At 47.8% G+C, this 11484-nt stretch carries 12 protein-coding genes and 1 other annotated feature; all 12 genes read left to right on the top strand.

The annotated features are described in order from the left end of the window. Nucleotides 1–16 precede the first annotated feature (16 nt). The 12 genes from ftsZ to B3M90_RS04765 all read left to right on the top strand — a co-directional run bounded on the left by ftsZ (nt 17) and on the right by B3M90_RS04765 (nt 11458). On the top strand, nt 17–1171 hold the full coding sequence (ftsZ, locus tag B3M90_RS04710; RefSeq protein ID WP_029342137.1) for a cell division protein FtsZ: 1155 nt from the start codon (nt 17–19) through the stop codon (nt 1169–1171). Nucleotides 1172–1255: 84 nt separating this feature from the next. Then, nucleotides 1256–2032 (top strand): peptidoglycan editing factor PgeF, encoded by a 777-nt coding sequence (gene pgeF, locus B3M90_RS04715; RefSeq protein WP_290782794.1) that lies wholly within the window; start codon nt 1256–1258, stop codon nt 2030–2032. Continuing rightward, a complete protein-coding gene (locus tag B3M90_RS04720; RefSeq protein ID WP_290782796.1) occupies nt 2019–2690 on the top strand; it encodes a YggS family pyridoxal phosphate-dependent enzyme in 672 nt (223 codons plus the stop codon). Before pgeF ends, B3M90_RS04720 begins: the two co-directional genes overlap by 14 nt. 40 nt (nt 2691–2730) lie before the next feature. After that, nucleotides 2731–3210, top strand: coding sequence for a cell division protein SepF (locus B3M90_RS04725; protein WP_230088523.1), 480 nt, complete (start codon nt 2731–2733; stop codon nt 3208–3210). 2 nt (nt 3211–3212) lie between these two features. Further along, nucleotides 3213–3488 (top strand): YggT family protein, encoded by a 276-nt coding sequence (locus B3M90_RS04730; RefSeq protein ID WP_035406819.1) that lies wholly within the window; start codon nt 3213–3215, stop codon nt 3486–3488. Further along, nucleotides 3485–4255: an RNA-binding protein gene (locus tag B3M90_RS04735; RefSeq protein WP_035406822.1), complete on the top strand. Its 771-nt coding sequence runs from the start codon at nt 3485–3487 to the stop codon at nt 4253–4255. Before B3M90_RS04730 ends, B3M90_RS04735 begins: the two co-directional genes overlap by 4 nt. Before the next feature lie 22 nt (nt 4256–4277). Beyond that, nucleotides 4278–4799, top strand: a complete 522-nt coding sequence (locus B3M90_RS04740) for a DivIVA domain-containing protein (RefSeq protein ID WP_023468794.1) — start codon at nt 4278–4280, stop codon at nt 4797–4799. Continuing rightward, nucleotides 4800–5043, top strand: a binding site (T-box leader). Nucleotides 5044–5100: 57 nt separating this feature from the next. After that, entirely contained in the window at nt 5101–7836 is a 2736-nt protein-coding gene (ileS, locus tag B3M90_RS04745; RefSeq protein ID WP_290782801.1) for an isoleucine--tRNA ligase, read from the top strand. Nucleotides 7837–7908: 72 nt separating this feature from the next. Further along, nucleotides 7909–8385 (top strand): signal peptidase II, encoded by a 477-nt coding sequence (gene lspA, locus B3M90_RS04750; RefSeq protein ID WP_056062334.1) that lies wholly within the window; start codon nt 7909–7911, stop codon nt 8383–8385. Next, on the top strand, nt 8382–9305 hold the full coding sequence (locus B3M90_RS04755; protein ID WP_214854600.1) for an RluA family pseudouridine synthase: 924 nt from the start codon (nt 8382–8384) through the stop codon (nt 9303–9305). Before lspA ends, B3M90_RS04755 begins: the two co-directional genes overlap by 4 nt. A gap of 248 nt (nt 9306–9553) precedes the next feature. Next, nucleotides 9554–10084 carry a bifunctional pyr operon transcriptional regulator/uracil phosphoribosyltransferase PyrR gene (gene pyrR / locus B3M90_RS04760; protein WP_035409506.1) on the top strand — a complete coding sequence of 177 codons (531 nt, stop codon included), beginning with the start codon at nt 9554–9556 and terminating at the stop codon, nt 10082–10084. Between the two features lie 51 nt (nt 10085–10135). Beyond that, a complete protein-coding gene (locus tag B3M90_RS04765; protein ID WP_056062331.1) occupies nt 10136–11458 on the top strand; it encodes a uracil-xanthine permease family protein in 1323 nt (440 codons plus the stop codon). The last annotated feature ends 26 nt before the right edge of the window (nt 11459–11484 follow it).

Consider the following 11484-nt stretch of genomic DNA (forward strand, 5'->3'; position numbering starts at 1 on the left):
TTAGGGGGCCCTTTTTATGTTGCATTTTGATGAAATGATGGACCAAGTAGCAAAAATCAAGGTCATCGGTGTAGGCGGTGGCGGTTCGAACGCCGTCAACCGAATGATTGAACACGGTGTCCAAGGCGTAGAGTTCATCGCTGTAAACACAGACGCTCAGGCATTGAACATGTCACAAGCTGACGTGAAATTACAACTCGGCGCAAAATTGACACGTGGTCTCGGTGCGGGTGCAAATCCGGAAATCGGTAAAAAAGCGGCTGAAGAGAGCCGTGAACAATTAACAGAAATCCTTTCAGGAGCTGACATGGTCTTCGTCACAGCCGGTATGGGTGGCGGAACTGGAACAGGAGCTGCTCCAGTCATCGCTGAAATTTCAAAAGAAATCGGCGCATTGACAGTCGGTGTCGTGACAAAGCCATTCATGTTCGAAGGACGTAAACGGATGCAACATGCTGTTTCTGGTGTCCAGAACTTCAAAGAAAAAGTCGATACGTTGATCGTCATCCCGAATGATAAGTTGCTTGAAATCGTCGATCGGAACACACCGATGCTTGAAGCGTTCAAAGAAGCGGATAACGTCTTACGTCAAGGTGTACAGGGTATCACGGACTTGATTGCCGTTCCTGGTCTAATCAACCTCGACTTCGCCGATGTGAAGACGATCATGACTGAAAAAGGTTCTGCTTTGATGGGTGTAGGTGTCGCAACAGGTGAACATCGCGCGACGGAAGCCGCTAAAAAAGCGATTTCAAGTCCATTGCTTGAAACATCAATCGAAGGCGCGAAAGGTGTTCTAATGAACATCACGGGTAGTGCGAACCTCAGCTTGTATGAAGTAACGGAAGCCGCACAGATCGTTCAAAGTGCAGCAGATGAGGAAGTTAACTTGATCTTCGGTTCGGTCATCAATGATAACCTAGAAGATGAAATCATCGTTACAGTCATCGCGACGGAATTCGAAAACGAACCACTCGACTTCGAAATTCCATCCGCACAAGAGATGATGAAAAACCTATTGAAGAAAAAACAAGCGACTCCACCACCAACAGAGGAGTCTAAACCACAAGTCGAAGAGACGCCTGTCAGCTCAAATCCTGAACCAGCTAAAGCGCCAGATGTCGAAGAAACGATGGACATCCCATCTTTCCTTCGCCGGAATAATCGTTGAACGATGTTCCAGTGACACGACTGCTAAACCAAGAGGTGTCGCGAAAGCGGCGCCTCTTTTTTTAAAATCGAAGGAGGCATCAACATGTTTGGACAATGGATCAAATGGGATACACCAACAGGTACCGTACGTGCCGCCTTTACGACGAAGTTTGCAGCACCACATGGAAACGGTAACTTAGGATTACATGTCAACGATGATCGTGACGGCGTCATTCAGAACCGACAAGTCATTGCTCGACAGCTTGATCTATCTCTTGAGAACTCAATTTGGGCGCAGCAAATCCATGGGAATCACGTTGAACAGGTGACGACACTTGACTCCGGACGCGGCTCTCTGGATTACGAAACAGCGATTCCGGGTACAGATGGATTGGTGACGACCGATTCGAATGTCTTATTGATGATGCTCTTCGCTGATTGTGTTCCGCTTGTCTTCTGTGATCCGACGACAGGAATCATCGCGAATACGCACGCTGGATGGCGGGGGACTGTTGGCAATATCGTTGAAGAGACAGTCAAACAAATGGAGCGTGCAGGTGCGAGTCGCTCATCGATTCAGATGGTCATTGGTCCATCGATTCGTGATTGTTGTTACGAAGTCGATCAACCCGTCATAGATGCGATCGACGCACTTGAACTCGATGAGTCTCCTTACATACGCAAGGAAGATGGAAAAGCGATGTTATCGCTACAAAAAACAAATGCTGCGCTTGCTGAGCGTTGTGGAGTGGGTGATGTCCTTGACTCAGGTCTATGTACACATTGTCAGGCGGAAGATTACTTCTCTTATCGCCACGGCGACCACGGCGGTCGGTTCGCAAGTTTGATCGTAAAGGAGTCATTGGATGTCAATTCTTGAAAATGTACAAGAGGTTACAAAACGAATGGAACAAGCAAGTGAAAAGAGTTCATCCAAAAAGCAGGTACAGTTGATTGGCGTGACGAAATCAGTCTCAAGTCAAGTTGCTTCTGAATTATTAGAGGCCGGTGTAACGCATCTTGGAGAAAATCGTCCGGATGGACTGCTCGAAAAACAAGCAGAACTTGGACGTACAGCCTGTACGTGGCACTTTATCGGCACGTTACAAACGCGTAAAGTTCGCCAAATCATTGATTCCATTGATGTACTGCATTCGCTCGATCGTCTTCATTTGGCAGAAGAGATCAATAAACGAACGGACCGAATCATTGATTGTTTCATTCAAGTCAATATCTCGGGAGAAGAATCGAAGCAAGGTATTGCACCGGAGGATGTACCGTCGTTCTTACACGAAATCGGTCAGTATCCCGCGATTCGTGTCATCGGACTGATGACGATGGCACCGTTGACGGAAGACACGACGCGTGTACGTGAGGTATTCCGGTCATTAAAAACATTGCAAGAAGAGGTCAAGGCAAAAAAATTGTCGTATGCTCCATGTACAGAGTTATCCATGGGGATGTCATCGGATTTTGAGATTGCCATCGAAGAAGGGGCGACGTTCGTCCGAGTCGGGACGACGCTCGTTCACACCTAAACGAGAAGAAGGGAGAATGGATATGGGTTTCAAATCAAAAATGCAAAATCTATTTCTCGGCAACAGCGATGATTTAGATGAACTCGAATATGAAAATGATGCTACAATAAATAAAGGTAGAGGTGCTTCACAACAAGAGTACGAAGAGTATTACGAGGAATCTACCCCAAGTGTTACTCAAAAGGAGGACAGCGTGAGACAATCGAATATCGTGCCGCTACATGCGACGAAAAAAACGAAATCGCAGGTCATCTTGAGTGAACCACGTGTCTTTAACGAAGCCCAAGAGATTGGGGAACATCTTCGTCAGAACCGTGCTGTCATCGTCAATATGCAACGTATGTCAAAAGATCAATCACGACAGATGATCAACTTCTTATCTGGTGTCGTTTTCGCTCTCGATGGAACGATCACGACGATCAGTCAGAATACCCTCCTCTGTGTTCCAAACAATGTCGAGTTGGCTGGTAGCATCTCGAATCTTCTAGGAGAAGATGATATTAATCATAAGGGGTGGTAAGTATGGATTCACAAGTGATGTACGCGATTGGTCGTACATTAAGTACGTTATTACAATATTATAGTTATGTCATGATTGTGTACATTCTGCTATCTTGGTTCCCGAATGCCCGTGATTCGAAATTCGGACAAGTGCTCGCGATGTTGGTCGAGCCATTCCTAGCACCCTTCCGTCGTATTATCCCGCCTATCGGAGGCATGCTAGATATCTCGCCGATTGTTGCCTTTCTCGTCTTGAACTTGGCACAATCCGGTATCCGAGCTATCTTCTTCGTATGAGTGTATATGATCATTATCGTGGAAGCGAGCGGGAATTCGTCGATTCGGTCTTGAACTGGATTGATCACGTGGAAGCGACGTATACGTTTAAATTAACGGATTTTCTAGACCCTCGTGAACAGCAAATCACACAAGAACTCGTCGGTTCGAAATGCGCCCTCTTTTTTGAGGGCGGTTTCGAAGGCGCCGAACGTAAACGAGCAATCCTCGCACCAGACTATTATGAATACAACGCGGATGACTTTGACATTTCCATTTATCGCATTCATTATCCTACTAAATTCGTTGAACTATCTCATCGTCAAGTCACCGGTACATTATTGAACGTCGGATTGAAACGTGCCAAGTTCGGCGACGTCATCATCCAGGATCAAGTGCAATTTGCTGTCGCGGACGAAGTTGCGACATATATCGAAGCAAACGTCGAACGCGCAGGTAAGACGAAGATTCGTCTTTCGCGCGTAGACGCAGAAGATCGCTTGAAAGTGAAGGAACAAGAGTGGGAAGAGACGCTCGGGTTCGTCAGCTCACTTCGGTTCGATACGGTCGTCAGTGAAATTCTCGGCTTCTCCCGTCAAAAGGCACAGACGCTCATTAAACAGGGTGAAAGTAAAGTGAATTATAAGGTAGTCGATGACGTGAGTTTCATGCTTGAAGAAGGGGATCTGCTTTCCTTACGTGGAACGGGACGCGTCAAACTGATTGCGATTCTCGGATCAACGAAACGGGATCGAATCAAACTACAATACGGTATTTTAAAAGGATAAAAATGCGGAGGAGGAATTCATCATGCCATTAACGCCACTCGATATTCATAATAAGGAGTTCACACGAAAGTTTCGCGGCTACGACGAGGATGAAGTGAACGAATTCCTAGATCAGGTCATCAAGGATTTTGAGTTGTTGTTACGTGAGAACCGTCAACAACAGGAAGTCATCCAAAACATGCAAGCGCGTGTCGATTACTTTAGTTCGATGGAAGAAACATTGAATAAATCGATTATTGTCGCACAGGAAGCGGCAGAAGAAGTGAAAGCGAATGCTTCAAAAGAAGCAAGCTTGATCTTGAAACAGGCAGAACGCGAAGCAGAGCAATTGCAAGATGCGGCACAACGCCGGGCACAACGGACGGACTTCGAAGTGGAACAGATGCGTAAGAAAATCGAACTCTATCGCAATCGCTTCAAAGTGTTGATCGATGCTCAAATGGAATTATTGACGAGCCACGACTGGGATGCATTTGATTTCTCTTCACGTGGAGCGCTTGACGATGTTCCAGCAGTTGCGTATAATGACGACGATGTCGTATAAATAAAATCAATGATAAGGACACGTCGCATCTTGGACAGTTGACAGCGAATCGGGAAATGGTGGAAGCCCGAGCAACGAAAGAGATGGGATATCCCCTTAGAGTGTATGACTGAACGTTCGCCGAACAGTAAGTCATGCCGGTTCACTCCCGTTAACGAGTTCTTAAGCGGTCCTGCGTCGTCGAACATACGAGCAGCAGGATTAGTAGGGTGGTACCGCGAGTTCAGCCAAGCTCGTCCCTATCTCAGGGATGAGCTTGGTTTTTTTTGTACTTTTAAAGCGAAAGGTGAGAGATGGTCAGATGGATTACAAAGAAACCTTATTGATGATGAAAACGGAGTTTTTAATGCGAGGCAACTTGCCAAAACGTGAGCCGGATATGCAAGCACGATGGGAAGAGATGAATCTCTATGCTGCGGTCCAAGAAAAGAATGCTGGAAAGCCGACGTTCATCCTTCACGATGGTCCTCCTTATGCGAACGGTGACATCCACATGGGGCACGGATTAAACAAAGTTTTAAAAGACATCATCGTCCGTTACAAATCGATGAATGGCTTCCAGTCCCCTTACGTACCAGGTTGGGACACACATGGCTTGCCTATCGAGACAGCACTTCAAAAAGCAGGTGTTGACCGCAAATCGATGACGGTCGCGGAATTCCGTGAGTTATGTGCGAAATATGCGCTCGAACAAGTCGATCACCAACGTGATCAATTCAAACGTCTCGGTGTTCTCGGTGACTATGACAATCCATATATCACGCTTCAACCAGAATTTGAAGCAGCTCAAATTCGTTTGTTCGGGGACATGGCGAACAAAGGCTATATCTATAAAGGGAAAAAGCCGGTCTATTGGTCACCGTCTTCTGAATCAGCATTAGCTGAAGCAGAAATCGAATATCAAGACAAACGGTCAGCTGCGATCTATGTCGCATTCCAAGTCATGGATGGAAAAAACATCCTTGAGCCGACGGATCATTTCGTCATCTGGACGACCACTCCTTGGACGATCCCAGCGAACCTTGGAATCTCTGTCAGTGCGGAATTGACGTATGCACGGATCGAGTATCAAGGAAAAGGATATATCGTAGCGGAAACACTTGTTCCAGAAGTCATCGAAGCGCTCGGATGGGAAGGCGCAACAATTGGACGTGTCTTCAACGGTGCGGATTTCGAGTACGTGAAAGCGAAACATCCGCTTTATGACCGTGAGTCACTCGTCATGCTTGGCGACCACGTTACAGCTGAAGCGACGGGTGTCGTTCATACAGCTCCAGGACACGGGGAGGATGACTTCCGTATTGGTCAAGCATACGGGCTTGACGTTCTCTGCCCAGTTGATGATAAAGGTGTCATGACGGCAGAAGCTCCTGGATTCGAAGGCATGTTCTATGAAGATGCGAACAAAGAAATCGGTCTCGCACTCGAAGAAGCAGGCGCTCTCTTAAAACTGTCATTCATCAAACACTCGTATCCACACGACTGGCGGACAAAAAAACCGGTCATCTTCCGGGCAACGCCACAGTGGTTCGCTTCAATCAAAGACTTCCGTGCAGAAATCCTTGATGAGATCAAAGGCGTCCAGTGGGTACCAGAGTGGGGTGAAACACGTCTCCACAACATGTTCAAAGACCGCGGTGACTGGGTCATCTCCCGTCAACGTGCTTGGGGCGTTCCACTTCCAATCTTCTACGCTGAAGATGGAACGGAAATCGTCACGCCAGAAACGATTGATCATATTGCGAATCTATTTGCAACTCACGGATCAAATGTCTGGTATGAGCGCGAAGCAGTCGACTTGCTTCCTGAAGGATTCACACATCCAGCAAGTCCGAACGGTATCTTCAAAAAAGAAACGGACATCATGGATGTCTGGTTCGATTCTGGTTCATCACATGCCGGTGTCCTTGCGACACGTCCTGAATTGACGCGTCCAGCGGATCTCTATCTTGAAGGTTCTGACCAATACCGCGGTTGGTTTAACTCGTCGCTATCGACAGCCGTCGCAACGACTGGGAAAGCACCATACAAAGCGGTCGTCAGTCACGGATTCGTTCTGGATGGTCAAGGTCGCAAGATGTCGAAATCGATTGGGAACACGATTGCACCAATCCAAGTCATGCAACAATTCGGAGCAGAGATTCTTCGTTTGTGGGTGGCATCTGTCGATTATCAAGCTGATGTTCGGGCATCGATGGATAACTTCAAACAAGTCTCAGAATCATATCGTAAAATCCGGAACACGGTTCGTTTCCTTCTCGGAAACTTGGATCAATTCGATCCTGCGACGCACCGAGTCGCATTTGAAGACTTACCAGAGTCAGACCGTTTCATGCGTACGAAACTGGACCAACTTGTTGGAAAAGTAAAAGCGGCTTATGATGCGTACGACTTCATGTCGGTCTATCAATTGCTCCACAACTTCTGTGTCCTTGATTTGTCGTCGTTCTACCTCGATTACACGAAAGATATCCTGTATATCGAAAAAGCAGACGCGACATCGCGTCGTGCGGTTCAGACGGTCATGTATGATACAGTCGTCGCCTTGTTACAATTGATGGCACCTGTCTTGCCACACACGGCAGACGAAGCATGGGAATTCGTACCAGCTGTTGAGACGAAGAGTATCTTCTTGACGGACCTTCCAGAAACGGTCGAAGTCTCAGAAGAAGGACTTGCTCTCATCGAGAAATGGAACGCGTTCCTGACATTCCGTGATGATGTCTTAAAAGCACTCGAGGAAGCACGCGTCGAGAAACTCGTCGGTAAGACACTCGAAGCAAAACTCTTGCTTGCACCGAAGGAAGAAACGAAAGCATTGCTTAAAACGATTGATCATCTTGAGCAGTTGCTCCAAGTCTCACAACTCGAATTCGTGGATACAACGGATAAGATGTATGAGACGACCGGTATTACAGTTCAAAAAGCTGACGGTGAAAAATGTGAACGTTGTTGGACATATTCGACAGAACTCGGACAAGATCCGGCTCATCCGACGCTTTGCCCACGTTGTACTGAAGTCGTCAATTCTTTATAATGATACAAAGGGAGGGGCGACTGCGACTTCGCAGGACGTCCCTCATTATTTTTGGATGCGGAGGACAATAGGATGTGGCTTTACTTAGGGATTGCTGCTTTACTCGTTGGAATCGACCAGTTGACGAAATGGATCGTCGTTCAAAATATGACGATCGGTCAAGCGATCACAGTCATTCCGGATTTCTTTTATCTCAACTCGTATCGGAACCGTGGCGCCGCATGGGGAATGCTCGAAGGTAAATTCGGTTTCTTCTTCTTCGTCACGATTATCGTCGTCATTGGATTGATTTACTTCCTCTACAAGGAAGGCACGAAAAATAAGGTATTTGCTTGGAGTATCTCGCTACTACTTAGTGGTGCGATCGGAAATTTCATTGATCGAATGGTTCGAGGAGAAGTCGTTGATTTCTTCCACTTCTTCCCGTTCGGCTATAATTTCCCGATCTTTAATGTCGCAGACGTCTGTTTGACGTTTGGTGTCATCACGATGCTGATTAGCGTCATGTTCGAAGAACGGTTGACTAAGAAAGGAACGATGGATAAATGAATGAAGTAGAAACATGGTCCGTACAAGCGGATGGAGCGACAGGGCGCATTGATAAGTGGCTCGCAGAACAAAATGAATGGTCGCGTTCGCAAGTACAGGAATGGTTAAAAGCGGGACGCGTCGAAGTCGATGGTCGTGTCGTTAAACCAAACTATAAATTATCGGGAACAGAATCGATTACCGTTCATATCCCGGAAACGGTAGAACTTGAGATTTTACCAGAAGATATCCCGCTTGAGGTCGTCTACGAGGACTCAGATGTCATTGTCGTCAACAAACCAAAAGGTATGGTCGTCCACCCAGCGGCAGGTCATGTCTCAGGAACCCTCGTCAATGCCTTATTACATCATTGTCAAGATCTCTCGGGCATTAATGGTGTCAAACGTCCAGGAATCGTTCACCGAATCGATAAGGACACGTCTGGTCTGTTGATGGTTGCTAAGAACGACTTAGCGCATGAATCACTCGCGCATCAGTTGAAAGAAAAAACGACGGAACGTCTCTACATTGCGCTCGTACACGGTGAAATTCCTCACGAGCTCGGAACGATCGAAGCACCGATCGGACGCGATAAGAACGATCGTCAACGGATGACGGTAACGGATAAGAATTCAAAATCTGCCGTAACCCATTTCCGTGTTCTCGATCGGTACGAAGGTTTTACAGTCGTTGAATGTAAACTCGAAACAGGGCGGACACACCAAATCCGTGTCCACATGCGTTATATCGGTTTCCCGCTTGCCGGTGACCCGAAATATGGTCCACGTAAGACGATGAAAATGAATGGTCAAGCCTTGCATGCTGCGGTTCTCGGCTTCGAACATCCACGTACAGGCGAATGGATGCGTTTTGAAGCACCACTCCCAGAAGAGATGACATTTGAAATCGGTCAGCTGAAAAAACTTGAATTAGAGTCTTGACGTTTTTCTAATAAAACGGTAGAGTATCACCTAGAGAGCGATGCGAGACATCCTCTACTGACACTTCGGTCGTCCGAGCGACGATCCTACCAAACTAGTATCACCTTTAATCGAGTCCGGAGAGGCTGCGAAAGGGAGAACCTACCACAAACGTGCGTAGGCATGCATACAAGACGTATGCCATGATTCTGTCTTCGATGACCTTCTGCGGATTTCCGCAGAAGGTCTTTTGTATGAAAGGAGAAACCATGAAACCAGCCGTCATCTTAGATGAAGCCGCGATTGGACGCGCACTGACACGGATCGCCCATGAAATCATCGAACGTAACAAAGGTATTGCTGATTTAATGATCGTCGGAATCAAGACGCGTGGCGAGACACTCGCGCGCCGCCTTGCGAAGCGGATCGAACAGATTGAAGGAAAGCCGGTCTTACTCGGTGTCGTCGACATCTCAATGTACCGAGATGACTTGTCAAAGCGAAGTTTAGAGCCAGAAATAAAAGGATCTGATCTACCGGAAGACATCACCGGAAAAATCGTCGTCCTCGTTGACGACGTCCTCTACACAGGACGCACCGTTCGCGCCGCGATGGACGCACTCGTCGACCACGGAAGACCGAGTATGATTCAACTCGCTGTCCTCGTCGATCGTGGGCATCGAGAGTTACCGATCCGTCCAGATTTCATCGGCAAGAACGTTCCGACGTCACGTGACGAGCAAGTCGTCGTCGCGCTCGCTGAAGTCGACGAAGCCGATCAAGTATTCATTAAACGCTAAAAATCAAAACCTTTAAGGTGGTCCAGAGAGACCAGAAAGGGAGTCATCCATATGGCAAAACATGCCGCAGTACTTGATGTACAAGAAGTACCTACTCACCCTCTAAATTGGCTGATGCTCAGCCTACAACACGTCTTCGCGATGTTTGGTGCGACCGTGCTCGTCCCGCTCTTAACGGGACTCAACACATCGGTCGCGCTCGTCGCAAGCGGAGTCGGCACACTGATTTTCCTCGCCGTCACTCGCTTCAAAGTACCCACATATCTTGGTTCTAGTTTTGCCTACATCGCCCCGATCATCGCCGTCAGTGAACGGTGGGGTGTCGAGGACGCCTTAATCGGCGGAATGGTCGCTGGACTCGTCTACGGACTTGTCTCACTTCTCATCCGTTACACGGGGGCTGCTTGGTTGCTTCGCTTACTCCCGCCTGTTGTCATCGGTCCGGTCATCATGGTTATCGGGTTATCGCTTGCCCCGACCGCTGTCAACATGGCGATGAACGGAGCGGACGGTAAGTACAACGGACTTTACTTCCTCGTCGCGATGGTCACGCTCGGTGTCACACTTCTCGCAATGACGTATTTAAAAGGAATGTGGAGCACGATTCCGATCCTGTTCGGAATCACGGTCGGTTATCTCGTTGCGGCATCGGTCGGAATCATTGACTTCAAACCACTTCAACAGGCAACGTTCTTCCACGTGCCGGACTTCACGATTCCGTTCTTGAATTACACACCATCATGGAATACAGCTGCCTTGCTTCTGATCGTTCCCGTGACGCTCGTCACACTGACGGAGCACATCGGCGAACAAAAAGTGACATCACGGATCATCGGGCGCGAGACGCTCCTTGATCCAGGGATGCACCGGACAGTACTTGGCGACGGAATCGCGAAGACAGTCGCTTCGATGCTTGGTGGACCACCGGTTACGACGTACGGTGAGAACAACGGCGTCATGTCGATCACACGGGTCTACAGTGTCTTCGTTCTAGGTGGGGCAGCGGTTCTTGCGATCAGCTTCGGATTCCTCGGATATGTCGAAGGATTCATCAAGACGATTCCTACACCAGTCATGGGTGGCATCAGTATTCTCTTATTCGGAGTCATCGCGTCAAACGGTCTCCGGACACTGACGGAAAGTAAGATCGACCTTGCTGATAAACGGAACTTGACGATCACAGCTGTCATTCTTGTCACGGGAATCGGAGGGGCCGCCTTGAAAATCGGGAACTTCTCCCTCGAAGGTATGGCACTGGCGACGATCCTTGGGATCATCCTGAATCTGATCCTTCCGAAAACGACGGAACAGGTCGAAGAAACAGCTGAAACAACGGAAAACTCTACAACTCAATCTGTAGCGAACAACTTTTAAGACGTTCCGAGAGAACGATAAAGTGA

Origin of the sequence: Exiguobacterium sp. UBA6309, from assembly GCF_002439205.1 — a bacterium.
GTDB lineage: Bacteria > Bacillota > Bacilli > Exiguobacteriales > Exiguobacteriaceae > Exiguobacterium_A.

What these genes read in the sequence shown, in the direction of transcription:
- lspA (WP_056062334.1), top strand. Translation starts at nt 7,909, where the DNA reads ATGTGGCTTTACTTAGGGATTGCTGCTTTACTCGTTGGAATCGACCAG.
- B3M90_RS04720 (WP_290782796.1), top strand. Translation starts at nt 2,019, where the DNA reads ATGTCAATTCTTGAAAATGTACAAGAGGTTACAAAACGAATGGAACAA.
- ftsZ (WP_029342137.1), top strand. Translation starts at nt 17, where the DNA reads ATGTTGCATTTTGATGAAATGATGGACCAAGTAGCAAAAATCAAGGTC.
- B3M90_RS04730 (WP_035406819.1), top strand. Translation starts at nt 3,213, where the DNA reads ATGGATTCACAAGTGATGTACGCGATTGGTCGTACATTAAGTACGTTA.
- B3M90_RS04735 (WP_035406822.1), top strand. Translation starts at nt 3,485, where the DNA reads ATGAGTGTATATGATCATTATCGTGGAAGCGAGCGGGAATTCGTCGAT.
- B3M90_RS04765 (WP_056062331.1), top strand. Translation starts at nt 10,136, where the DNA reads ATGGCAAAACATGCCGCAGTACTTGATGTACAAGAAGTACCTACTCAC.
- pgeF (WP_290782794.1), top strand. Translation starts at nt 1,256, where the DNA reads ATGTTTGGACAATGGATCAAATGGGATACACCAACAGGTACCGTACGT.
- ileS (WP_290782801.1), top strand. Translation starts at nt 5,101, where the DNA reads ATGGATTACAAAGAAACCTTATTGATGATGAAAACGGAGTTTTTAATG.
- B3M90_RS04725 (WP_230088523.1), top strand. Translation starts at nt 2,731, where the DNA reads ATGCAAAATCTATTTCTCGGCAACAGCGATGATTTAGATGAACTCGAA.
- B3M90_RS04740 (WP_023468794.1), top strand. Translation starts at nt 4,278, where the DNA reads ATGCCATTAACGCCACTCGATATTCATAATAAGGAGTTCACACGAAAG.
- B3M90_RS04755 (WP_214854600.1), top strand. Translation starts at nt 8,382, where the DNA reads ATGAATGAAGTAGAAACATGGTCCGTACAAGCGGATGGAGCGACAGGG.
- pyrR (WP_035409506.1), top strand. Translation starts at nt 9,554, where the DNA reads ATGAAACCAGCCGTCATCTTAGATGAAGCCGCGATTGGACGCGCACTG.